Source organism: Nocardia testacea NBRC 100365 (assembly GCF_000308775.1).
GTDB lineage: Bacteria > Actinomycetota > Actinomycetes > Mycobacteriales > Mycobacteriaceae > Nocardia > Nocardia testacea.
This window is the reverse complement of sequence record NZ_BAGJ01000143.1, coordinates 1-23,227: the sequence shown is the minus strand read 5'-3', so window position 1 is coordinate 23,227 and position 23,227 is coordinate 1. Positions and strand designations below refer to the sequence as shown.

General features: G+C 70.1%; 18 protein-coding genes. 7 read left to right on the top strand and 11 right to left on the bottom strand.

Annotation, left to right across the window (positions count from 1 at the left end; genetic code table 11):
- The 6 genes from ON38_RS19820 to ON38_RS19795 all read right to left on the bottom strand — a co-directional run.
- A partial coding sequence (locus ON38_RS19820; RefSeq protein WP_039826375.1) for a 2-oxoglutarate dehydrogenase E1 subunit family protein occupies nt 1–289 on the bottom strand: 289 nt, incomplete at its 3' end.
- A gap of 126 nt (nt 290–415) precedes the next feature.
- Complete coding sequence (locus ON38_RS19815; protein WP_051164987.1) at nt 416–4,060, bottom strand: ABC transporter ATP-binding protein; 3,645 nt, start codon at nt 4,058–4,060, stop codon at nt 416–418.
- Nucleotides 4,061–4,152: 92 nt separating this feature from the next.
- On the bottom strand, nt 4,153–4,935 hold the full coding sequence (locus ON38_RS19810; RefSeq protein WP_039826374.1) for an ABC transporter permease: 783 nt from the start codon (nt 4,933–4,935) through the stop codon (nt 4,153–4,155).
- Nucleotides 4,932–5,885: an ATP-binding cassette domain-containing protein gene (locus ON38_RS19805; RefSeq protein WP_039826373.1), complete on the bottom strand. Its 954-nt coding sequence runs from the start codon at nt 5,883–5,885 to the stop codon at nt 4,932–4,934. Before ON38_RS19805 ends, ON38_RS19810 begins: the two co-directional genes overlap by 4 nt.
- Nucleotides 5,882–6,658 carry a hypothetical protein gene (locus ON38_RS19800; RefSeq protein WP_039826372.1) on the bottom strand — a complete coding sequence of 259 codons (777 nt, stop codon included), beginning with the start codon at nt 6,656–6,658 and terminating at the stop codon, nt 5,882–5,884. The genes ON38_RS19805 and ON38_RS19800 overlap by 4 nt, the downstream gene beginning before the upstream one ends.
- Nucleotides 6,659–6,909: 251 nt before the next feature.
- Nucleotides 6,910–7,935, bottom strand: a complete 1,026-nt coding sequence (locus ON38_RS19795; RefSeq protein WP_039826371.1) for a glutathione S-transferase family protein — start codon at nt 7,933–7,935, stop codon at nt 6,910–6,912.
- Nucleotides 7,936–7,973: 38 nt separating this feature from the next.
- On the opposite strand from ON38_RS19795, the gene ON38_RS19790 reads away from it, so the two are divergent.
- Both ON38_RS19790 and ON38_RS19785 read left to right on the top strand, forming a co-directional pair.
- Nucleotides 7,974–8,768, top strand: coding sequence for an enoyl-CoA hydratase/isomerase family protein (locus ON38_RS19790; protein ID WP_039826370.1), 795 nt, complete (start codon nt 7,974–7,976; stop codon nt 8,766–8,768).
- Nucleotides 8,769–8,883: 115 nt separating this feature from the next.
- The gene (locus tag ON38_RS19785; protein ID WP_083872859.1) at nt 8,884–10,230 is read left to right on the top strand and encodes a class I adenylate-forming enzyme family protein; all 1,347 of its coding nucleotides are present in this window, start codon (nt 8,884–8,886) and stop codon (nt 10,228–10,230) included.
- A gap of 3 nt (nt 10,231–10,233) precedes the next feature.
- On the opposite strand, the gene ON38_RS19780 is transcribed toward ON38_RS19785, so the two are convergent.
- Nucleotides 10,234–10,992 (bottom strand): tyrosine-protein phosphatase, encoded by a 759-nt coding sequence (locus ON38_RS19780; RefSeq protein WP_039826369.1) that lies wholly within the window; start codon nt 10,990–10,992, stop codon nt 10,234–10,236.
- A gap of 471 nt (nt 10,993–11,463) precedes the next feature.
- Between ON38_RS19780 and ON38_RS19775 the strand changes: the two genes are divergently transcribed.
- Both ON38_RS19775 and ON38_RS19770 read left to right on the top strand, forming a co-directional pair.
- Complete coding sequence (locus tag ON38_RS19775; protein WP_245564117.1) at nt 11,464–11,883, top strand: TetR family transcriptional regulator; 420 nt, start codon at nt 11,464–11,466, stop codon at nt 11,881–11,883.
- Nucleotides 11,884–11,922: 39 nt separating this feature from the next.
- On the top strand, nt 11,923–13,101 hold the full coding sequence (locus ON38_RS19770) for an amino acid deaminase/aldolase (RefSeq protein WP_039826379.1): 1,179 nt from the start codon (nt 11,923–11,925) through the stop codon (nt 13,099–13,101).
- 117 nt (nt 13,102–13,218) lie between these two features.
- On the opposite strand, the gene ON38_RS19765 is transcribed toward ON38_RS19770, so the two are convergent.
- Together ON38_RS19765 and ON38_RS19760 are read right to left on the bottom strand one after the other, a co-directional pair.
- Nucleotides 13,219–16,560, bottom strand: coding sequence for an AAA domain-containing protein (locus ON38_RS19765; protein ID WP_039826367.1), 3,342 nt, complete (start codon nt 16,558–16,560; stop codon nt 13,219–13,221).
- A gap of 104 nt (nt 16,561–16,664) precedes the next feature.
- Nucleotides 16,665–18,467, bottom strand: a complete 1,803-nt coding sequence (locus tag ON38_RS19760) for a DEAD/DEAH box helicase (RefSeq protein WP_039826366.1) — start codon at nt 18,465–18,467, stop codon at nt 16,665–16,667.
- 60 nt (nt 18,468–18,527) lie between these two features.
- Between ON38_RS19760 and ON38_RS19755 the strand changes: the two genes are divergently transcribed.
- Together ON38_RS19755 and ON38_RS19750 are read left to right on the top strand one after the other, a co-directional pair.
- Nucleotides 18,528–19,394 carry a carbon-nitrogen hydrolase family protein gene (locus ON38_RS19755; RefSeq protein WP_051164986.1) on the top strand — a complete coding sequence of 289 codons (867 nt, stop codon included), beginning with the start codon at nt 18,528–18,530 and terminating at the stop codon, nt 19,392–19,394.
- Nucleotides 19,394–20,029: a phosphoribosyltransferase gene (locus ON38_RS19750; protein ID WP_039826365.1), complete on the top strand. Its 636-nt coding sequence runs from the start codon at nt 19,394–19,396 to the stop codon at nt 20,027–20,029. The genes ON38_RS19755 and ON38_RS19750 overlap by 1 nt, the downstream gene beginning before the upstream one ends.
- Nucleotides 20,030–20,063: 34 nt before the next feature.
- Here ON38_RS19750 and ON38_RS19745 read toward each other — a convergent pair whose 3' ends face one another.
- A complete protein-coding gene (locus tag ON38_RS19745; RefSeq protein ID WP_039826364.1) occupies nt 20,064–21,191 on the bottom strand; it encodes an acyl-CoA dehydrogenase family protein in 1,128 nt (375 codons plus the stop codon).
- Between the two features lie 9 nt (nt 21,192–21,200).
- Nucleotides 21,201–22,373, bottom strand: a complete 1,173-nt coding sequence (locus ON38_RS19740) for an acyl-CoA dehydrogenase family protein (RefSeq protein ID WP_039826377.1) — start codon at nt 22,371–22,373, stop codon at nt 21,201–21,203.
- A gap of 227 nt (nt 22,374–22,600) precedes the next feature.
- Here ON38_RS19740 and ON38_RS19735 point away from each other — a divergent pair.
- On the top strand, nt 22,601–23,227 hold a 627-nt coding region (locus tag ON38_RS19735), incomplete at its 3' end, for a hypothetical protein (protein WP_051164988.1).

Sequence of the window (23,227 nt, the reverse complement as noted above, 5' to 3'; positions counted from 1 at the left end):
CGGCGGCCGGAGCGGAGGTGGTGGCCGGAGCGGTCGGGGCGGTGGCCCGGGTCCGGACCGAAGAATTTTCGGCGGGTACGGCGGCAGGGGCGGATTTCACCGCCGAGGCCGGGGTCGCCGCCGCCGGCACGGACTGGGTGTTGCCGGAATCACCGGAGATCTCGGGGGTGTAGTCGGCGAGGAACTCGTGCCAGCTGGCGTCGACCGAGGATGGATCCTGTTTGAACTTCTGATACATCTCGTCGACCAGCCACTGGTTCTGACCGAACTGGGATTTTGAGCTGCTCACAGCAGGTGTTCGCCTCATTTCGTTCTTCGCGCTGCGACGTTTGTGACGTGCCCGGCACCGGGCCTCGGTGGATGGTTACCGATACGCCCTGCAGACGAGGATATGCCCCCGCGCACATCCACTCGGTCACCGACCACCGGACAATCCCGACCTCATTGTTGACGACTCGTCCTCGACCGAGAATATTCCTTCGCCGCTGCCGGCCGCTGTCCAGAGGCGGGCATAGTGCCCACCGGCCGCGACGAGCTCGGCATGAGTGCCCACTTCCACGATCCGGCCCTGCTCCACCACGGCGATCCGGTCGGCCCGCGCGGCCGTTGCCAGCCGGTGCGCGACCACCACGGTCGTGCGGTGACGGGCCAGCGATCCGGTCGCGGCCAGCACTTTTTCCTCGGTATCGGGGTCGAGGGTGGCGGTCGCCTCGTCGAGCAGCAACAGATCGGGGTCCACCAGTTGGGCGCGGGCCAGGGCGATGAGCTGCCGCTGCCCGGCCGAGAGCCCGCGACCGCGCTCACCCACCGGCCGCCCGAATCCGCCGGGCAGACCGGCGATCATCTCCCGCGCGCCGACCGCGCGAGCGGCCGCCTCGATCTCCGCCTCGGTCGCGGAAGGTTTCCCGAATGCAATGTTGCTCGCGATATCGCCGGTGAACAGGTGAGCTTCCTGGGGGACCATCCCGAGCCGGGCACGGTAGCGGTCCAGCCGGTAGTCGCGGATATCGACGCCGTCCACCCGGATGACCCCGGTATCGGTGGCCGAGAGGTCGTAGAGGCGGGCGAGCAGTTTGACAATGGTGGACTTCCCGGCGCCGGTGGCACCCACCAGAGCCAGCGATTCGCCCGGCGCCACCGCCAGGTCCACATCGTCGAGCGCGAAACGCTCGGTGCCCGGGTAGCGGAAACGCACCGCGTCGAGGGCGAGATCGCCGCGCAGACCCGCGGTGATCGGGTCGGCGCCGGGCGGATCGGCGCCGATCGAGGACGGGGTGCGCAGCAGCTCACCGATACGGCGCAGACCCACGCGCGCCTGCTGGTAACCGTCGAAGACCTGCGACAACTGCTGGACCGGACCGAACAGCAGTTCCAGATACAGCACGAAGGCGACCAGGGTGCCGGTGCTCGTGGTACCGGCGGCCACCGCGTGCGCACCGGTGAACACCACGAGGGCCAGTGCCAGATCGGTCCATGCCGCCACGAACGCGAAGTACAACGCGATCGCCCGCTGGGCGCGCATCCGGCTGCGCCGATACCTGGTGGAGTATTCGGCGAACCGGTGCGCCGCGAGTCGTTCGTGCCGGTTGGCCTGGACCGCCCGCAGCCCCGCGATGTTCTCCTGGAAATCCGCATTGACCGTGGAGACCCGTTCCCGCGAGACGGTGTAGGCCACCGAGGCGACCCGCCGGAACACCGCGGTGGCGATGATCAGCGGCGGGAGCACCCCGAGTAGTACCACCAGGGCGAGCCGCAGATCGATCACCAGCAGGGCGACCGCGATCCCGGCCAGCGACAGCACGCTCACCAGCGCGGTGGACACCCCGGTCTGCAGGAAGGTGGACAGGGCGTCCACATCGGTGGTCATCCGGGTCATGATCCGGCCGGACAGTTCGCGTTCGTAGTAGTCCAGACCGAGCCGCTGCAGATGGGCGTAACTGCGGACCCGCAGTCCGTACAGCACCCGTTCGCCGGTGCGCGAGGTGAACAGGGTGGTCGCGGCGGCCACCAGCCAGCCCGCCAGCACCAGCCCGGTACCGAGGACCGCCGACCAGGTGAGAGCGCTCGGCCGGTCGCCGGAGACACCGGCGTCGATCGCATGCCGGACCAGCGGCGGGAAACCGATGCCGATCAGTGCGTCGAGTGCCAGCAGGACCACCGAGGCCAGCACCAGGGTCCGCACCGGCCACAGCAGCCGGCCCAGCCGGAACCCCGGATCCGGCTCCCGTAACCGGGACTCGTCCAGACCCGGCCGCTCGGTGGCGGGGGGCAGCGCGTCGATGGCGCGGCGCAACTCGGGTGTCGCGCTGAGGTCGGGTGTGGGGCCGAAGCGGTCGGCAGACGCGGCCGGGGGCAGCCGTTCGGGCTGGTGAACCGGGCCGGCGACCGGCACCGTGTCCGGTTCCGGCAAACGGATCACCCGGTCGGCATGGGCGAGGGTCGACTCGCGATGGGCCAGGATGATGGTGGTGCGGGCGCCCTGATCGGGCAATGCGCCGAAGATGGCGGCCTCGGTCACCGCGTCGACCGCGGAGGTGGCGTCGTCGAGCACCAGGATGCGCGGGCGCGCCAGCAATGCGCGGGCCAGTGCGATGCGCTGCCGCTGACCACCGGAGAGCGTGAGCCCACGTTCCCCGACGACGGTGTCGTAGCCGTCCGGGAGCTGTTCGACGAACTCGTCGGCGGCGGCCTGCCGGGCGGCGGCCCGGATCTCCTCGGGCGTGGCGTCGGGCCTGCCCAGGGCGATATTGGCGGCCACGCTGGAACTGAACAGGAACGGATCGTCGAAGACCACACCCACCGCGGCCCGCAATTGCGCCGCGGACACCTCGGCGATGTCCACCGGCTCGGCGCTACCCGTGCCGAACAGCCGGATCCGACCCGCATCGGGGGCGTAGAAGCGGGGCAACAGTAGCGACAGCGTGGTCTTGCCCGACCCCGCCGGACCGATTATCGCCACCGTCTCGCCCGGCCGGACCCGCAGGTCCAGGTCACGCAGGACAGGTTGCCCGGGATCGAAGCCGAAGCTCACCCCGTCCAGTTCAATACCCAGCGGGCCCTCCGGCACCGGCACCGGCCGCGGTGGATCGGCCACCGCCGGACCCGCGTCGATCACCTGATACACCCGTTCGGCCGCGGCCCGGGTGAGCTGGGCCATGATGATCACCGAGGCCATGGTGCGGGCGGTGGTGGTCATGGTGGTGACGTAGGCGCTGAACGCGAGGAAGGTGCCGAGACCGATGCGGTCGTGCAACGCGAGCCAGCCGCCCACGGCGATCACCACCACCAGGCCCGCCTGCGGGATGGCCGCCAGCGTGGGGGAGAAGCGGGCGTTGATCCGAGCCGCGCGCATCCGCTCGGCGAACAACCTGCGGCCGTGCTGTTCGAGCACATCGACCATGCGGGCTTCCTGGCCGAACCCCTTCACCACCCGGACCCCGGTGACCGTCTCCTCCACGTGCTGGGCGAGTTCGGCGGCCCGCTGCTGGGCCGACCAGGTCGCGGCGTGCAGCCGCGGCCGCATCCGGTACACCACCACGATCACCAGTGGCACCATCAGCAATGCCACCGCCGCCAGCGGCGGGGACAGCCACAGCATGACCGCGCCGGCCAGCACGAATTGCAGAAACGACATACCCGAGAGCGGGGCCATCGCCAGCAGCGACTGCACCAGCTGCAGATCGGTGATCGAGCGGGAAACCACCTGCCCGGTGCGCAGCGCGTCCTGGCCCGCGCCGTCGAGCCGCTGCAACGATCCGAGCAGCTGCACCCGCAGCCCGTGCTGGACGTCGAGGGACAGCTTGCCGGCCAGCATCCGCCGGCCGAAGGACGCGGCGAACCGGCCCACCGCCAGCAGGGCCAGCAACCCGGCGACGATACCGATCACCCGGGTGGCGCCGCCGGTCGCCGAATCCACGGCCCATTTGGTGAGCAGCGGTGCGATGATCTCGGCTGCCGCGCCGGCCACGAGTGCTACGGCGATACCGGCCAGCGTGCGCCCGTACCGTCGGCACTCCGACCACAGCCTGCGAAGCCATCCCGGCCGCGCGCCGCTACCCATGAGCCCCCCTTCACCTCGACCTGTCATCGACCATAACGACGCCCGGTGACAAGGTCTTGTTCCCGGCGGTCCGCCGGGGCGGGCTCAGCGGATCACAGCTCGGCCCGGCGCAGCGCCCACCAACCGGCCGCGCCGACCCCGAGGGCCCACAGCAGCAGCACCACGATCGCGGCCGGCGCGGGGGCCAGCAGATCACTGTCGGTGAACGAGCCGACCAGCACGGTGCTCAGTGTCGCGGAGCCGGGCAGCAGTGTCGCCGCGCCCGGTAGCCCGATCCCGGCGGTTACCACCCACAGCAGCGGCTCGGCGAGCAGAACCCAGACCAGCACCGTGCCGACCGCCAACGCCGGCGAGCGCAGCAGCAGCCCGAGCCCGGTGCCGATCACCGCCCAGCACACCGCGGCGAGCAGACCGCCCCCGAGCACCGCGAACAACGCGGCCGTGATCTCGAATTTGCCACGCCCGAACAGCAGCAGGCAGACCACCGCCACGACCTCGACCGCCAGCGCGGCCACGAACGCGGCGGCCGCGGTCACCAGATATTTCGACCCGGCCAGCCGATCCCGGTCCACCGTGAACAGCGCGGTGATCACCAGCGTGTTGTGCTGGTGTTCGCCCGCCGCGCCCGCGGCCCCGAAAACCCCCGCCGCCACGACGACCGCGAACAGCGCGAGATACAGCCCGATGGTCGCGGCACCGGTGACCGGATCGCTGTCCGGGTCCTGCGGCCCGGCCATGATCGCGGTCACCGAAGCGGCCACGATCGCGAGGGCGACCAGCGCCCCGGCCAGCACCCGGGGATAGCGCAGGGTCACCGCTTTGCGGTACTCGGACAGAACCGGCGGAATCAGGTCCGCGGGTACGACGTCGATCATCGGGCAACCCCGTACGGCAGAGGAGTGGGCGGCGGCATACCGGGGCCGACCGGCTGCGGCGCGGCCGCATGGGTCAGCGAGGCCAGCACCCGGTCGGGATGGATCCGGTCGGCGACTATACGGTCCAGCCGGACACCGGCGGCGCGGGCGGCGGTTACGATATCGTCCTCGGTCGCCTCCGCCACGGCCAATTGGTCGTCGGGGCGGATCACCGCGTCGGTGAAACCGCGGGCGGCCAGGGCGGTCGCGACAGCGATGGACGACGAGGACGCCACCACCAGACGGTCCGGGTTACGGCGCCGCAGCCGGGCCGGGCTGCCCTGATAGACCACCGACCCGCCGCTCAGCACCACCAGATGGTCCGCGATCGGCAGCGCCGTCACCAGGCTCGGCGTGGTGAACAGCACGGTGCCGCCGCGCCGCGTGTGATCGCGCAGGAAGCCCTGCAACCAGGACAGCTCACCCAGCTGCATACCGGCGGCGGGATCGTCGAGCACCAATAGCCGCGGATCCGGCAGCAGGGCCGTCGCCAGGGCCGCGCGGGTCTCCTCTCCGGGAGTCAGCTCGTCGGGGACGGCGCGGGCACGTTCGGTGAGACCGGTGAGCTCCAGCACGGTGCGCACCCGGCGGTCCGGGCAGCCGGCCGCGGCGGCATAGACACGCAGATGATCGCGGACCGTGCGACGCGGATGCAGACCGCGTGGCGCGAGCACGGCACCCACCGCGGCACTACCGCGACCACCGATCACCGTCGCCGACCCGGCCGTGGGCGGGAGCAGACCCAGCAGGATCCCGGCCACCGTCGACTTCCCGGAACCGGGCGGGCCCACCAGCGCCGCGCAGGTACCCACCGCGACATCGAAGGAGATGTCCTGGGCGCCCATGGCGAAATCCTCGTACCGCTTGGTCAGACCCCGGACCGTGATCGCCGGGAGCACCGAGGGCGTCACCGAGGCCCGGCCGGAGGCTGGGTCCCGCGCTGACGCACCGCGACCTCGTCGCGCGGCAGCTCGCTCGGATCACCCTGCGGCAGCGATTTCTTCGGCTGCTCCAGCGTGGACGGCACCTGCGCGTCGATCACCATCTCGTCGGGGAAATACGCCGGCGCCGGACCGAACGCCTTGCGCGCGTTGTTCACGGTCGCCTTGCCCAGCGCCCGGTTACCGACCCCGCCGATCACCGCACCGATCCCGGCGGGCACCACCTTGCCCGCCATCAACGCGGCACGTTTGGTGATGAAACGGACGATGAACCGCTTGAGCAGCGAATCGTTCATCCCGGACAGACCCGGGATCTTGTTCGCGAATACGGTGCCCCAGTTCTTGGCCGAGGTACCGACACTCTTCTGGACGATCTCCATCCCGCTGTCCCCGAGCACCACCGCGAGCACCAGCGCCCGCCGCTGCTCGGTGTTCTCCGGCCGCACCCCGTGCACCGAGGCCACCGCCAGCGTGAACAACGCGGACGCCTCCATGAAGAACGTCGTCTCCGCGCTCACCGCCGCCAACGCGGCGATGGTCCCCACCCCGGGAATCGCGGCCGACGCCCCCACGGCGCTACCGCTGCCGGTCACCGCCAGCAGATACTGGCGTTCCAGCCGCTCGACGAGCTGCGCGGGCGACTCGTCGGGATGTGCGCGCCGCAAGCGCGCGACATACTTGGCGACGGCGGGTGCTTGTAGCCGGGAACCGTGGTCCAGCGCCTCGACCACGGCCTTTTCCAATGCCCCGTTACGCACGGCGTCATCCCTCCTCTTCGGCCTCTGTGCACTGTAGGGCACGGAGGCCGTACGTTCGCTCTGACTGCTAACGGATTACCCGGTTCCCCGGTTCCGACGCGGTGTTTATTTGCCCCGCCTCCGGCGGGACGGGCCCCGACCCTTTCAGGGCCTCGCCGAACTCGGCGCCGAGAGGGCGGCTCCTGTTCGTGAACGCGATCGGACGCCAGGCCGGACGACGGCCGAGTCAGCCCCGGCTACCCGGCCCCGTGCTCCTCCGGAACCACCTCGCCCGGGACCGGAGGCGGCGGGGGCGCCCCGTCGCCGAAGGGCCGGCCGCCGAGGGATTCGCGGCCGTGGGGGGTGAGCCAGTTGGAGAGGTTCGGGCCCTTGGGGACGATCCTGGTGGGGTTTATGTCGGTATGGACTTTGTAGTAGTGGTCCTTGATCTGGGTGAAGTCGATGGTGTCGCCGAAGCCGGGGGTTTGGAACAGGTCTCGGGCGTAGGCCCACAGGACGGGCATCTCGCTCAGTTTGCTGCGGTTGCATTTGAAGTGGCCGTGGTAGACGGGGTCGAAGCGGGCCAAAGTGGTGAACAGGCGGATATCTGCTTCGGTGATGGTGTCGCCGACCAGGTAGCGCTGCCCGGTCAGCCGGTCGGACAGCCAGTCCAGGGCGGTGAAGAGGCGGTCGTAGGCGGCGTCGTAGGCGTCCTGGGCGCCCGCGAAACCGCAGCGGTACACGCCGTTGTTCACTTCACGGAACACGCGCGCGTTCACCTCGTCGATCTCGGCGCGCAGCGCTTCCGGATAGAGCTGCGGTGCTCCCTCGCGGTGGAATTCGGTCCATTCGAGGGAGAAGTCGAGGGTGATCTGGGCGTAGTCGTTGGTGACGACCTGGCCGGTCGGTACGTCGACGATCGCCGGGACCGTGATGCCGCGCGGATAGTCGGGGAAGCGGGCCAGGTAGGCGTCGCGCAGGCGCGGAATTCCCAGGACCGGGTCCACGCCGCCGGGGTCCAGGTCGAAGGTCCAGCTGAGTTTGTCGTGGGTGGGGCCGCACAGGCCCAGTGAGATCGCCGATTCCAGACCGAGCAGCCGGCGCGCGATGAGCGTGCGGTTGGCCCACGGGCAGGCGCGGGCGGCGATCAGCCGGTACCGGCCCGGTTCGACCGGGTAGCCGTCGCGGCCGTCGGCGGTGATCCGGGTGGTGATGTAGTTGGTGTCGCGTTTGAATTCGCCCGGTTCGACGTAGGTGCCCTGTGCGGTTTCCGAATCGGTCATGCCACCAGTCTCGCAGGGCGGACCCATAAGCTGACGGCATGAGCGCAAGCAAACCCACTCGGCTGGAACGTACGGTCACCGCGGGCGGTGCCGAAGTCGCCACCTTGACGTTGGCGAGCCCGCCGTTGAACCTGTTCGATCAGGCCATGTTCGACGCGCTGGTCGCCGATATCGCGGACCTCTCGGCGCGGCCGCCGCGCGCGCTGCTGATCCGGGCCGAGGGCAAAGTGGTCTCGGGTGGAGTGGATGTGCACACGTTCGACGGCCTCACCGCCGCGCAGGGCGCCCAGCTGTGGCAGGACCTGTTCGCCCGGATCAGCCACCCGATCGAGGCGCTGCCGTGCCCGGTGCTGTTCGCTGCGCACGGGCTGACCCTCACTGCGGCGTTCGAGATCGCGCTGGCCTGCGATCTGATCCTGGCGACGCCGAAGGCGAAGTTCGGGCTGGTGGAGATCGTGGTCGGGTTGACGCCGTCGATGGGCGGTCCGCAGCGGCTGGCCGAACGGGCCGGTTCGGGCCGGGCCCGGGAACTGGTGATGACCGGTGATCTGTACGACGCGCAGACCATGCGCGACTGGGGTGTGGTGAACCGGATCCACGAGGATCTCGACACCGCGGCGATCGCGCTGGCCCACCGGCTGGCCGAGGGGCCCACCCGCGCGCATGCCGCCACCAAACGGATCGTCGAAGCGTGGCGGTCGGGCGGGGTGGCGCACGCGGATTCGGTGACACCGCAGGTCTCCGGTGACCTGTTCGACACCGCGGACCTCCCGCGTGCGGTGCGCAGCTTCCTGGAAGAGGGCCCCGGGAAGGCGACCTACCGGGGACGCTGACGCGCCGGATGACGATTTCGTCGTCGATCCGGGCGATTCGCCGACTCCGCACCCGAATCTGTGACCTGCGTCATATAGTCACAGGTGCCAGACTGTTCGACTGTGCGGAGGTCCGATGCAAGGCGGTACGACCACGATCATCGGGCCCGCGTCCGGCCCCTCCGTCCCGGCGCAGCAGTCCGGCGGCCCGCCCGGCCCCCGGCCGGACCTGGTGGAGTTCCATATCGTCGACGCCGGCGCCACGGCCCCGCTGTCCCGGGGCGCGGACGGCATCCTGCGCTACGGCAATCTCAGCCCCGCCCTGACCGAACTCCTGGATCTCCAGGTGCACGCGTTCTCCCAGCGCGAGGCCGTCGTCGAGATCGGCGGCGGCCGGCTCACCTACCGGGAGCTGTGGCATTCGGCCTCCCGGGTCGCCGGTGGCCTGCAGGAGCACGGGATCGGCTACGGGGACCGGGTCGCGGTGCATATGCCGCCGGGCGTGCGCTGGGTGCAGGCGTTCCTCGGAGCGCTGCTCAGCGGGGCGGTTCCGGTGCTGGTCCATCACGGGCTGCCACGCGAGGCGGCCGACAAGGTGATCGCCGACAGCGATGCCGATTTCGTCCTGGGCGCGCCCGATCGGGGGTGCGGCGCCACCCGCAGCGACAGCCGCCGGTCCTCCGATCTGCCCGACGGTGCCGCGTTCATCGACGACGGCGCGGCGCTCGGCGATCTGGCGCTGCTCTGCTACACCAGCGGGGCGGGGGCCGGCGCGGTGGTGACCGGGGTGGAATTGACCAACGAGAATCTGCTCTCCGCGATCCGGTCGATGGTCGCCGCTCTCGATCTGCCCACCGACGGTATGCGCAACCTCGTATTACAGCCGCTGGCCCACGCCAGCGGCTGTGTCGATCAGCTGCTGCCCACCTTCGCGGTGGGCGGCACGGTGGTCCTGGCTCAGGGCGCCGGTGCGGTGGCGGCGGCGATCGCCGACGAAGGTGTGGATACGGTCGCCGCCAGCACCCGGGTTCTCGGCGGTCTGCTGCCGGAGCTGGCCGCGGGCCGGGCCGGCGGATTGTGTACCGATCGGGTGGTCCGGATCAGCACGGCCGGTCGTCACGCCGACGCCGGGCAGCCCGGGCCCGTCGGTGATCTCGGTGCGGTCTTCCCCTCCGCCCGGCAGTGGTCGGTGTGGGGCGCGACCGAGACCAGTGGGATCGGGCTCGCCCTGGGACCGACCGCCGGACAGGCTTCCGGTGCCGACGGCACCGTGCTCGGCTTCCCGTTCGGCGGTACCGAGCTGGCGCTGTGCGGACCGGAGGCGGCGTCGGGGCGCGGCGAGTTGCTGTGCCGCGGCCCCAACGTGACCAGGCGCTACTGGAACGATCCACAGCGCACCGCGGACCGCTTCACCGGCAGTTGGTTCCACACCGGCGACCATGTGCGCATCGGCAGCGACGGTCTGGTCCGGCGCAGCGCGTGAGGGTCAGCCGACGAGTCGCTCCCGCAGCCGGTCGCGCAGGTCAGGAGTGAGTCCCACGGCGGTCAGATAGGCCTCGAAGTCGCCGTGCAGTTCGATACCGGATTCCAGGCCCGCGCGCAGGTACTCCTCCCGGACCTCGAGAACGGCCTGGGGCAGGTCCGCGCCGAACTCGTCCTTCAGCGAGGTGCGCAGTTCGGTGACCGCCTGATTGCTCAGCAGGTAGTCGCCGAGGATCTCGGACTCGGCGACCCCGACCGCGCGCAGCAGCGTGGCGATGGTCCAGCCGGTGCGGTCTTTGCCGGCGGCGCAGTGCACCAGGACGGCTCCGCGGTCGGCGACGATCGCCTCGGCCAGGGCGGTGATGGCGGCGTGTGCCTCGGGTCGGGCCGGGAAGTTGCGGTACACATCCATCATGTAGGCCAGTGCGGCGCCCGGCGCGTCCTGGCGGCCGGCGCCCGCCTCGTGCGGCGGCGCGGTGACCGTGCCGTCGTCGTAGGGGGTGATGCTCAGCGTGATCTCCGGCGGCAGCCGGTCGGCGCCGGCGCGTTCGATCTCCCGGTGGCCGCGCAGATCGTGGACGGCGCCCACGCCCAGTTCGCGAAGGGTGGCGTGGCCGGCGTCGTCAAGCCGGCTGAGCTGAGCCGAACGGAGCAGGACTCCGGGCCGTGTCGTCCCGCCGCCGCTGACCCGCAGTCCGCCGAGATCTCGAAAGTTGAATGTGCCGCTGATCCGGAGATGCCCGGCGAGGGGAGAGCTTGTCACCGCCTCAGGCTAACCGGCGCCCGACGGTGCGCGTTGTGTGATGCCGCACAGACCGCGAAGATCACCAAGGCTCGGTCGTAGACTTGCCGATGGTCTCTGCCATGAGGCGCTGTGGCGGTACGGGTACGTCTCCGGGGGTCGGTCCAAGGTGGACCGGACGCACACGTACCGGGTTTCGGGTATGCGGTATCGGTCCCTGAGTGGCCGTGAAAACAGTCTTCGGGTATGGGTTTCCCGTTAGAACTGTTCTCAAACCCCGAAAACCTTCTAATATCGAGAAGACGGATTGGCCAGGCTGCAACTTCCCGACCTATGCCTACCGATCCGGCCGGCCACTTCGGTGCCGAGTTTTCGGTCCGGAGTGTGCGAGTTGTTTTGCCGAGGGAGCTTGCGTTGGGCGTACGTGGAGAAATAGCGGAGGTCCGGATCCGGTCGGCCGTGCGTGAAGCGGTCGATCATGCAGACGCGGTTATGGATATCACCGGATTACGGGCGTTGCGGGTATTGCTGCACGCGGGTGTGAGCGCCTACTGGCCGCTGGTCAAGTCGACGCCGGTGCAGCAGATCCACGCCTACTCCAAGACCGTCGAGTCCCTGTGCCGGCACTGGGACTCGACCGCGGACTACGTGCCCGACCCGGTGATCTCCGAACGGCAGCGTGCCCAGCAGCGCGATGTGATCGAATGGCTGGAGCTGTGTGCCGCCCGATCGGGTACCCGCTGGATCGAGCCGGTCGAATCGGTGGCGGCCTACGTGATCATGGTGGTCCAGGGGTCGGTGCTGCGATGGCTGGCCGATTGCGACGACGAGGTCGTCCTGGTCGCTTTCGACGATCTGGTCTCCAATCTGGTCACCCGGGCCATCGACGCCGGGAACAACTCGTCCCGATAAAGCTGGACGTTCGACCAGTACGGTGGTTGAGTGGTGCGGGTGAGCGCGACCTCGCCGATTGCCCCACTGCACGCAGCGACTGCGGATCTCGATCCGCCCCTGGCCGCGGTGGACCTCGCTGTCCTGCGGGCCAATGCCGCCGACCTGGTGCGCCGGGCCGCGGGCCGGCCCATCCGGGTGGCCAGTAAATCGGTGCGCTGTCGCGCGGTCCTGGAGGAAGTGCTCGGCGCCGGCCTGACCGCCGCGGGCGGCTTCGCGGGACTCATGTCGTATTCGCTCGCCGAGGCGATCTGGCTCGTCCGGAAGGGTGCGCGTGATGTGCTGCTCGGGTACCCGAGTGCCGATCGCGCGGCGCTGGCCGAACTCGGCGGCGACCCGGTCCTGCTCGAGGCGATCACGCTGATGATCGACGATGTGGCGCAGCTGGACCTCGTCCGTGCCGCGGTCGGCAGCACGACCGTGCATCCCCGTGTGTGCCTGGACGTGGACGCCTCGCTGCGAATCGGGCCAGTGCACCTCGGGGTACGCCGCTCGCCGATCCGGACTCCGGAGCAGGCCGCCGAACTGGCCGAGACGGCCATCGGACGCGGGTTCCGAGTGGTGGGTCTGATGACCTACGAGGCGCAGATCGCCGGGCTGCCGGACACCTCGCTGCCGGTGCGCCTGGTGAAGAAGGCCTCCGCCCGGGAGATCGGCCGGCGTCGGGGCGCGGTGCTGGACGCGGTGCGGGCGGTGACCGGTCCGCTCGAGATCGTCAACAGCGGCGGTACCGGCTCGATCGAATTGTCTGCCGCCGCAACGGGTGTCACCGAGATCACCGCGGGCTCGGGTCTGTACGTACCGACCCTGTTCGACGGATATCGGTCGTTCCGGCCAAGGCCCGCACTGTATTTCGCGTTACCGGTACTACGCCGCCCCGCGTCCGGAATGGTCACGGTATTCGCCGGGGGATATATCGCCTCCGGGCCGGCCGGGGCAACGCGCGTGCCCGCACCGGTGTGGCCGAAGGGATTACGGCTACTCGGTACCGAAGGGGCGGGCGAGGTGCAGACGCCGCTGGCCGGAGCCGCGGATCTCGCGATCGGGGACCGGGTGTGGTTCCGGCACGCCAAGGCCGGTGAGCTGTGCGAACGGTTCGACCGGTTGTATCTGGTGGACGGGGACGGCTCGCGCGCGGCGGTACCGACATATCGCGGCGAAGGAAAATGTTTCGGATGAGCGGCAGTCGAATGCGATTCGGCGGGAAGGCATTATTGCGTCGGTAATTTCGTGTTTTCCGGATCGTTTCGGAAACGGTGCCGACTGTCCCAGCAGGATGAAACGGTTCGCGAATACCTAATGCTCGTCCAGCCGGAGGAATCGGGAAATATTCGCCAATTCCGCCAAGGTCTCCGGGAGAAATTCGGTGAGCAATGGGGAGCGGACGATCACGGCTCGCCGGCGCGCCCGGCCCACCGAGTCGTGCACCAGTGCGGGCGAGAGCAGCGCGCCGACGGGAACCGGCGAATCTTCGGGACTCGACGCCGCCAGGGAGAGCAGAACCACCGCCGCCTCCCGCCCGCGAAGCAGATCCGGGGTGCCCACCAGCACCTCTTCGTACCGCGCCCGGGCCAGCAGGCTCCGGATCCGGCCCACCTGGGCGCGATACGGAGATACCACGACGATGTCATGCGGTTGCAGGAGCCGGGGTCCGGTGCCGTCGTCCCATCGCTGTCCCAGCAGGTCCCGGATCTGGTGCAGGACCTCACGGGCTTCGGCGTCGGAGGCCGTGCCGTTGCCGTGATGATCCACCGGCACCGTGACGATTCCGGGTGCGACGGCATCGGCGAACGGCTCGGCGGGCGGCGGATACGCCCGCAGGCGGTCCTCGAAGTACAGCGGCGACAGGGCCTCGCTCAGCCGCGGGTGCAGGCGCCGGGTCCGGCCCAGGAAGTACCCGTGGGTGGCGGGCAGCGTCACGTGACCGGAACTCGGCCAGGTGAGGGCCGGCGTGTGCACCGGTTCCGGATGCGGCCCCGGGTCGGGGTCGTATCGGGCGGCCGGATCGCCGGTGAGCAGCAGGTTGCGGGCACTCACCGAGACCGCGGCCGTGGCCGCCAGCGGGAAAGCGTTCGCGTCGGCGATCACCAGCAGATCCAGCGAATCACGCGGGATCCGCAGGGGGTCGGTGAAATCGGCGGGCGTGCCGCCCACGACGCAGCCGCGGATCGCGTTCGCCAGGAACCGGGGGTAGCGGTCGGCTTCGAGGATCAGCCATTCGGGAGCCACGGCCACCGACTCGCTCTTGGCGACCAGTTCTGGCAGCACGCCGGCGCGCACCACCGCGTCGAGAATGTTTTCGACCGGCGCGGCGGTCGGCGCGACGACACCTATCCGCCAGTTGTCCTCGGTGACCAGCGCGGCCAGCACATCGGCCAGTACGGCGGTCCGGCCGGTTCCGGTGGGTGCCTGCACAGCGAGATACGAGCGGTCCAGGTCGCGCAGCGCCGCGGTGATGGCGGCGCGCGGATCGTCCCCGGCGGGCGGTAGTTGCGGCCCGGCGGATTCCGCGGCCGTGGTGCCGAGCCGGGGCGGGCGGCCGGTCAGCAGGTCGAACAGGGCGGTCGCGGGGATCGCGGGCAGCGAGACGAGCAGGTGCCGGCCGATATCCTCCATGGCGTCCACCGCGGCGAGCGGGGGCTCCGGCAGCGCCGGAGCCAGCGCGACCGGTAGTTCGTCGTGCGGGTCGGCGCCGGGCGCCAGGTTCTCCTCCAGGCGTACGGTATCGGCGAAATCGGTATCCACCGCCGAGCCGAGGACGGTGGCGGTCCCGTAGGTGCGGACGGCCCGCGGCGCGCGTCCGGCGGGTTCGTAGACCACGCAGACCGTGGTGCCCGGGGCGAGACCCGGACCCACCAGCCGCCCGGTGAGCCGGAGAAAACGACGCACCGTGTCACCGGGGCCGATATGCCATTTCGTATCCACCGCGGCCGAATCGGCCACCATGACCCCGGGTTCGGCGGCCCAGTCGGCGGGCGGATGGGTCAACCGGTCGATATGCGCCCACCAGGCGGTCTGCTGTTCCCGGCGGTGATAGCCGAGCAGCGCGGCGGTCAGCGCGGCGACCCGGTGCGGATCCGCCGGGGCCGGATCGTGGCCGCGGGCCGCGAATTCGGCCAGCGCGGCCTCGGTGGGTGAGGGTTGCGCGGCGGGCGTCTCGCGCAGCAGGCGGTCCAGCGCCGGGACGGGCTCGGACGGTGACCCGGCCGGTGGTTCGCCCGCCTGCTCGCGCAACCGGTCCGCCAGCCGCAGCACGGTAGGGGCGCCGGAGGACGAGGTGGCGTCGAGTACCGCCGCGACGGCGGGTAACGCGTAGGTCTGCGATCCGGCGACGAAAGCACCCCGGAATATCGGGTAAAGGTCCACCAGGGTGCCCGCCCGCAGGAGCACATCCACGGTTTCCTCACCGAAGCCGAGCCGGGCGCCGGTGTGCAACAGGAAGGTGCGGGCGGCTGCGGTGTAGTGGTAGATGTGCAGATCGGGATCGGCCAGCAGGGGTTCGGTGAGTGCGGCGAGGATATCGGTGAAGGCACGGCGCCCGGTGGCCCGCAGTTCGCGCCGCCGCTCGGAGTTCGGCGCGCCGCCGGGGGATTCGAGCGGGATCTCGCGGGTCAGGCGGACGGTGTCGCGGGCGGCGATCTCGATCCGTAACCGGCCGGGGGCCGCTTCGTCCACGTGGAGTGCGAGGTCGCCGGGGGTGGCGGCGGGCAGCATATCCAGGGCGGACGGGTCGGCGGTGACGTATTCGCCCCGGCCGGAACGCTCTTGGCGCAGCTGGACCACGGCCTGGGCGCGCAACCGGCTCAGTAGGCGCGGGGGGATCTCCGGCGCGGTGACGGCGCGGGTGGTGAGCCGATCCAGGGTCGTGACCCCGGCCGCGCGCAGCGCCGCCCGGGTGGGCAGATCCATCCCGGCGACCAGCAGCAGGTCCCGGGCCTCGGCGCGAGCGGCGCGACAGACGGCGCAGCGGTGGCAGGCGCGGAAGCGCGGATCGCCCCACTGCACCGGCAGCAGCTCGCTGGAGTGCTCGGCCAGGATCTCGGTGACCCGTTGCCGCCGGGCCAGATACACCGGCCGGGTGTCGGAGAACGCGACAGGGTGGATTTCGCCTTCCGAGTAGACCGACAACAGCGGGTCGACCCGCACCGACCGCTGCTCGAACAGGGCGGCGGCGACGGTGAGCCGCAATGCCGTGGCGACCGGTCCCGAGCCATCCGTATCGACGCCGTGCAGGCGGGTACCGGCGGCGGTGCGGGTCAGCAGGTCGATGGGCGCGAACACCTCCCCGTCGAAGACGAGCGGGTTCAGCGCCGCCGGTGCGCCGGCGCCGACGGCGGCCAGGGTTTCGGTGTGCGCGGTGGACAGTGCCCCGAGCGGATCGGGAGAAGCTCCGGAGCGGGGGATCTCGATCAGTGCGCCCGCGTACCGCTGCCGGATATCGCCGATTACCCGGTCGAATGGCGTGGTTTCGTGGACGTCGCCGGCGAGATCCGCTGTCGCGCGCATGCTGTCGGCGCCGGGTGGCGTGCCTACGGTGCCCAGTTCGGCGTCGAGGGCGCGCAGCAGTGCGAATTCGCAGCGTGCGGCGCGGACCAGATCCGTGGCGGCATATACCACCCGATCACCGACGACGAACAACTACGGCCCTCCTGCGCCCAGTGCCACACCGGCCGGCGCTCGCGCGCGGGCCGGACGGGCCCACTGTAACCACCGGGTGCGACCTGGTGGAACGGGCCGTGGCCTCAGGAACGCGGTTTCCGGCGATCTTGGCGTTTCGGTCCGTCGCGGCGCGGACCGCGGCCGATGGAGCGATGCCCGGGCGGACCCTGATCGAGCTGCAGCTGGATCAGCACTCCGCTGATGCGGGTGCTGCGCAATGCCTCCAGCGTTTCCGGCGGCAGCTGGGCGGGCAGCTCCACCAGGCTGTGGTCCGGCCGGATACTGATATGCCCGAAATCGCTGCGCCGCAGACCGCCCTCGTTGGCGATGGCGCCCACGATCGCGCCGGGCACCACCCGGTGCCGTTTACCCACGCTGATGCGGTAGGTGGCCAGTTCCGCGTCGGTCGCGCGATGCCGGGACGGACCGCGACGCTCTTCGAAACCACCCTCCTCGAACCGGCGCGGTGCCCGTTCGCGGCGCGGCCGTTCCACCGGTTCCGGTTCGGGTTCCAGGAAGAAGCTCTCACCGTCGTGGGCCGCCACCGCCAGGGCGGCCGCGATATCGGCCAGCGGGGTGTTGTGCTCCTGCTCGTAGTCCTCGATGAGCTTGCGGAACAGGGCGAGATTGTCCGAGCTGAGATTCTCGGTGATGGCGTCGCCGAACTTCGCGACCCGCTGGGCGTTCACATCGTCGACGCTGGGCAGCTGCATCTCGGTCAGCGGATGCCGGGTGGCGCGCTCGATGGATTTGAGCAGATGGCGTTCGCGCGGGGCGACGAACAGCAGAGCCTCACCGCTGCGGCCCGCCCGACCGGTCCGGCCGATGCGGTGCACATAGGACTCGGTGTCGTGCGGGATGTCGTAGTTCACCACGTGCGAGATCCGGTCCACGTCGAGGCCGCGGGCGGCGACATCGGTGGCGACCAGGATGTCGAGGGTGCCGGCCTTCAGCTGGCCGATGGTCCGCTCCCGCTGGGCCTGGGCGATATCGCCGTTGATGGCCGCGGCGGAGAAACCGCGGGCGCGCAGTTTCTCGGCCAGTTCCTCGGTGGCCTGTTTGGTGCGCACGAAAATGATCATGGCCTCGAAGGACTCCACCTCGAGGATCCGGGTGAGCGCGTCGAGTTTGCGCTGATGCGACACCAGTACCCAGCGCTGGGTGATATTGGTGGCGGTGCTGGTCTTCGCCTTGACCGTGATCTCGACCGGCTCGTGCAGGTACTGCTTGGAGATCTTGCGGATGGCGGCGGGCATGGTGGCGGAGAACAGCGCCACCTGCTTCTCGGCCGGGGTGTCGGCGAGGATGCGTTCCACATCCTCCTGGAACCCCATCTTCAGCATCTCGTCGGCCTCGTCGAGCACCAGGTAGCGCAGCTTCGACAGGTCCAGGGTGCCCTTTTCCAGGTGATCGATCACCCGGCCCGGCGTCCCCACCACGACTTGGGCGCCGCGCCGGAGCCCGGACAGCTGCACGCCGTAACTCTGGCCGCCGTAGATCGGCAGCACATGGGTGCCCGGCATATGCGTCGCGTAGCGGCCGAACGCCTCGGCGACCTGGATCGCCAGCTCCCGGGTGGGCGCGAGCACCAGCGCGGCCGGCTGTTTGCCGGCGGGCTGCTCCTGCAACAGCCCCATCAGGATGGGGATGGCGAAGGCCGCCGTCTTACCGGTACCGGTCTGCGCCAGACCGACCACATCCGTGCCCTCCAGCAGCGGCGGGATGGTCGCGGCCTGGATAGGCGAGGGCGATTCGTAGCCGACATCGGCGATGGCCGAAAGGATGCGGTCATCGATACCGAGATCTGCGAAGGACGGTCCGGCGGTTTCGGGTTCGGTCTCGCCCGGCTGCTCGCCCAGGCTGTCGTCGCCCTCATTGGTGCTCATTGACCAGGAGTTTACTGGTACGGCCTGGTTGTCCGGCCCACCGGCCCATACGGTGTGAACATGAACGCCGCCCCCAACGAGCTCCCCGACCCTCCGCGCGCCGGCGCGACGGTTCTCGCGGTCGTGCAGTTCGCACCGCATACCGATATCGATGCCAATCTCGCCGCACTCACCGCGCGGGTGCGGGACGCGGCCGCGCAGGGCGCCCGGATCGTGGTGGCTCCCGAGTACTCGATGTTCGCGCTCGGCCGGCTCGACGAGCGGGCCTTGGCCGCCGCCCAACCGCTCGACGGTCCCTACGTCACCGCCTTGGCCGAACTGGCCGCCGAAACCGGGGTGCATCTGGTCGCCGGGATGGTGGAAACGGCCCCGCCCGGTGACGACCGGATCCACAACACCCTGGTCGTGCTCGGCCCCGACGGGGCGCTGCGCACGCACTACCGCAAGGTCCATCTCTACGACGCGTTCGGGCAGCGGGAATCGGAGGTGGTGGCGCCCGGACCGGTGGACGAACCGGCCCTGTTCACCGCCGACGGTCTCACCTTCGGTCTGCAGACCTGTTTCGATCTCCGGTTCCCGGAGGGGTTCCGGCGGCTGGCCGTCGCGGGTGCGCAGGTCCTGCTGCTGCCCGCGCAGTGGATCCCCGGCCCGGGCAAGGTCGACCAGTGGACCACGCTGCTCCGCGCCCGGGCCATCGAGAACACCGTGTACCTGGCCGGGGCCGACCAGTGTGGGCCGCGCGGGGCCGGCGCCTCGATGATCGTCGATCCCGCGGGCCGGGTGCTGGCCGAACTGGCCGACGCGCCCGGGGTCGCCGTCGCGGAACTGGACTCCGGCCTGGTGGACCGGGTCCGGCGCACCAATCCGAGCCTTGCGCTGCGCAGATTCGTGGTCACCGCCGCGGAAGCGAGTAGCGTCGAAAGGTAATGCTCTACGCCGACCGTCTCACCGCCGGGCGCGCACTGGGAAGCGAACTGACGCACCTGCGTGCGGAGCACCCGCTGGTGCTCGGACTGCCCCGCGGCGGGGTCCCGGTGGCGGCGGCGGTCCGCGACATCATCGGCGGTGACCTCGACATCCTGCTGGTCCGCAAACTCGGCGTGCCCTGGCAGCCGGAACTCGCGGCGGGCGCGATCGGCGAGGAGGGTGCGCGTGTGCTCAATGCCGATGTGCTGCGCCAGACCGGGCTGGACCGGGCGCGGCTCGACGCGATCGAGGCGGACGAGCGTGCCGAACTGGACCGTCGCCGCCTCGTCTGGCGCGGTGACGTCCCGCCGATCCCGCTGCGGGACCGGACCGTGGTGATCGTCGATGACGGGGTGGCCACGGGGGCGACCGTGGTCGTGGCCTGCCGGGTGGCCCGGGCCCGGCAGCCGCGGCGGATCGTGGTCGCGGTGCCGGTATCGGCGCCCGAGGCGCTCGACCGTATCCGGGCCGAAGCCGACGAGGTGGTGTGCCCGCAGGCGCCGACGGCGCTGGCCGGGGTGGGCGGGGCCTACCGCGATTTCCACCAGCTCGACGACACCGAGGTGACCGACCTGCTCCGGCCGGACGCCCGGTAAGCGGTACCGGGCGTCCGGGGCCGGGTGGGCCGGGTTACAGCTCCGGCTGAGCGTAGTCGGCGACCTGCGCGGTCAGCACCCGCAAATGCTCCAGCGAGCTACCGAGAGTCCGCTCGATGGCGGTGAGCCGGGCCACGTAGTGGCTCACCGGGTATTCGGACGTGACGCCGATACCGCCGTGCATCTGGATCGATTCCTGGCCGATATGCTTCGCCGACCGGCTGATCTGCAGCCGGGCCCGGGACGCGATGACCGCGTTCCCGGCGTCGTCGACCAGCGACGCGGTGAGGTAGTAGCTCATACTGCGGGCCAGCTCGAGCGAGACATACATGTTCGCGGCGCGCTGGGTGAGCGTCTGGAACTTCGACAGTGTGACACCGAACTGTTTACGGGTCTTCAGATAGTCGGTGGTCAGCCGCAGCGCCTCCTCCATCGCCCCGATCGATTCCGCGCACAACCCGGCCTGGGCCCGGATGATTACCTCATCCACGGCGCTCGTGGCGTCGCCGCCGGCACCGAGCAGTTCGGCGGCGGCGCCGTCGAGAACGATCTGGGCACCGCGCAGGCCGTCGACCGTCGCGTAGGGGGTACGGGTCACCCCGGTGGCGTCGGCGGCGACCAGGAACAGGCCCAGACCGCCGTCGGGCAGGGTGGCGCTGACCACCAGCTCGTCGGCGCAGTCGCCGTGCGGTACCGGGTTCTTGGTGCCGCTGAGCGTGTAACCCTCGCCCTGCGCGGTGGCCGCGGTGGCGATCGCGTGATCGGGCCAGCGGGTACCGGGTTCACCGTGCGCGAAGGCCAGCAGTTTCGACCCGGCGGCGACCTCCGGCAGGATGCGCTGACGCTGGTCGGGGGTGCCGACCGCGCTGATCAGCCCGCCCGGGACCAGGACCGCGTCGAGCAGCGGTTCCGGCGCCAGCCGCCGCCCGATCTCCTCGAGCACGAGCATGGTCTCCACCGGGCCCGCTTCCATACCGCCGTCCTTCTCGGCGAAGCTCAGCCCCAGCACGCCCAGTTCGGCCAGCTGATTCCAGACCTGACGGCTCCAGCCGAGGTCGGTGCCGACGGCCTCCAGCCGGGATTTCGGGTTGTAATGGCGATTCAGCAGGTCGCGCACCGTGTCGCGGAGTAGGACCTGTTCATCGGTGAGATCGAAATCCATTACCTGACCTCACAATCCGAGGATCGAGGAGGCGATGATGGTGCGCTGCACCTCGCTGGAACCTCCGTAGATGGTTGTCTTGCGGTAGTTGAGATAGCTCGGGCCCGAGCGCTGCGCCCAGTCCGGCGAGGCGATATCCGCGGCGTGTACCGGCAGCGCGTCGGGGCCGGCGATATCGAGCACCAGCTCGGTGGCGGCCTGCTGCAATTCCGAACCGCGCATCTTCAGCACCGATGACGCGGGGTTGGGTTTGCCCTCGGTCGAGTTCGACACCACCCGCAACTGGGTCAGTTCCAGCGCGAGCAGTTCGTTCTCCAGTTCGGCGATACGCGCCGCGAACAGCGGGTCTTCCAGCAGGGTTCCGGAACCCGATCTGGTGGCGGCCGCGTATTCCTTGGCCACGCCGATCCGCACCTTGGTACGGGCGACCGCGGTGATGCCGGTGCGCTCGTTGCCGAGCAGGAACTTGGCGTAGGTCCAGCCCATGTTCTCCTCGCCGACCAACTGATGGGCCGGAACGCGCACGTTCTCGAAGAAGACCTCGTTGACCTCGTAGCCGCCGTCGATGAGCTTGATCGGCCGGATGGTCACGCCGGGTGATTTCACGTCGAAGAGCAGGAAGGAGATCCCGGCCTGTTTCTTCGGGGCGTTCGGGTCGGTGCGGACCAGGCAGAAGATCCAGTCCGCCCACTGGGCGAGGGTGGTCCAGATCTTCTGGCCGTTGACGATGTAGGAGTCACCGTCGCGCACGGCGGTGGTGCGCAGCGAGGCCAGGTCCGAACCGGCGTCGGGTTCGGAGAAGCCCTGGCACCACCAGATGTCGAGATTGGCGGTGGCCGGCAGGAAACGTTTCTTGAGTTCCTCGGAGCCGAACTGCGCGATGACCGGGCCGACCATGGTGGCGTTGAAGGTCAGCGGGTCCGGCACGCTGGCGAGTTGCATCTCGTCCTGCCACAGATGCCGCTGCATCGGGGTCCAGTCCTTGCCGCCCCATTCGACCGGCCAGTTCGGTACGGCCAGACCGTGCTCGTTGAGGATCCGGTGGGAGGTCACGACGTCCTCGCGGGACAGTTCGTGACCGTATTTCACGCGTTCCCGGATCTCGGCCGGGATCGCGGTGGTGTAGATCTTCCGCAGCTCGTCACGGAAGGCGACCTCGTCGGGAGACAGAGTTAATTTCATACACATCTCCAAATATGTCTCGATTGTCCCGCATAGAATTTACACCCCTCCTCGATCCTGCCGTGTCGAGTGCATCACATGTGGTGGAAGCGCAGGGCCGATCGCCGCGGACGAGAGCGGAGTGTGACCGGGCGGCAACCTAACGGGCCTGGTACTTTGCTGCGGTGGGCGGGGGGTCGCCGGCCGGATCCGGCACCGTCGCCCCGATCGGATGTAGGGAGTCAGCAGTGCACAACAAAATTGTCGCGCGCACCGCGGCCACGGCAGCCGCCCTCGGTATCAGCGCAGCGCTCGCCTTCACACCGGCGGCCGCCGCCCCCGCGCCCACCCCGGCCGAAGCGGCGATACAGGCGCTCACCGAGCAGACCGCCGACAAACCGGAGACCCACGCCGGTGTGGACGCGCTGCACCGCTATGCCGACCACGTCGCCGCCAACCACATCAGCACCATCGGCCTGTACACCCCCTTCGTCTACGCGGCGCCCACCTTCGGCTGCGGCAGCAACGGCCCGATCACGACCATCATCGCGGCCGGCACCGCCAACGGCCCCAGTGCCAACATCGCCGGTACCCCCGGCACACTGACCTTCCACGCCACCCCCGGTCACCCCGGTATCCCGCAGGCCTCCGGCCTCGTGGTCGCCTGGATCAATATCAACAACGGGCGCAGCGGTCTCGACATTCTCGACGACCTGACCGAGTTCGGCACCCCGTCGCTGTCCCGGACCGTGGACAGCGGTCCCGGCACCGTCCTCGCGTCCATGTGGGGCACCATCGACTACCCGGGCGCGCTCTGTGTGATGACGCCCACGGTCGGCATGTTCCCGGTGCCCGAGGCGCCCGCCCCGGCGCCG

Excerpts from the sequence above, each read along its gene's own strand:
- ON38_RS19750 (WP_039826365.1), top strand. The coding sequence starts at position 19,394 with ATGCTCTACGCCGACCGTCTCACCGCCGGGCGCGCACTGGGAAGCGAA.
- ON38_RS19815 (WP_051164987.1), bottom strand. The coding sequence starts at position 4,060 with ATGGGTAGCGGCGCGCGGCCGGGATGGCTTCGCAGGCTGTGGTCGGAG.
- ON38_RS19740 (WP_039826377.1), bottom strand. The coding sequence starts at position 22,373 with ATGAAATTAACTCTGTCTCCCGACGAGGTCGCCTTCCGTGACGAGCTG.
- ON38_RS19775 (WP_245564117.1), top strand. The coding sequence starts at position 11,464 with ATGGATATCACCGGATTACGGGCGTTGCGGGTATTGCTGCACGCGGGT.
- ON38_RS19795 (WP_039826371.1), bottom strand. The coding sequence starts at position 7,935 with ATGACCGATTCGGAAACCGCACAGGGCACCTACGTCGAACCGGGCGAA.
- ON38_RS19790 (WP_039826370.1), top strand. The coding sequence starts at position 7,974 with ATGAGCGCAAGCAAACCCACTCGGCTGGAACGTACGGTCACCGCGGGC.
- ON38_RS19760 (WP_039826366.1), bottom strand. The coding sequence starts at position 18,467 with ATGAGCACCAATGAGGGCGACGACAGCCTGGGCGAGCAGCCGGGCGAG.
- ON38_RS19785 (WP_083872859.1), top strand. The coding sequence starts at position 8,884 with ATGCAAGGCGGTACGACCACGATCATCGGGCCCGCGTCCGGCCCCTCC.
- ON38_RS19755 (WP_051164986.1), top strand. The coding sequence starts at position 18,528 with ATGAACGCCGCCCCCAACGAGCTCCCCGACCCTCCGCGCGCCGGCGCG.
- ON38_RS19745 (WP_039826364.1), bottom strand. The coding sequence starts at position 21,191 with ATGGATTTCGATCTCACCGATGAACAGGTCCTACTCCGCGACACGGTG.
- ON38_RS19810 (WP_039826374.1), bottom strand. The coding sequence starts at position 4,935 with ATGATCGACGTCGTACCCGCGGACCTGATTCCGCCGGTTCTGTCCGAG.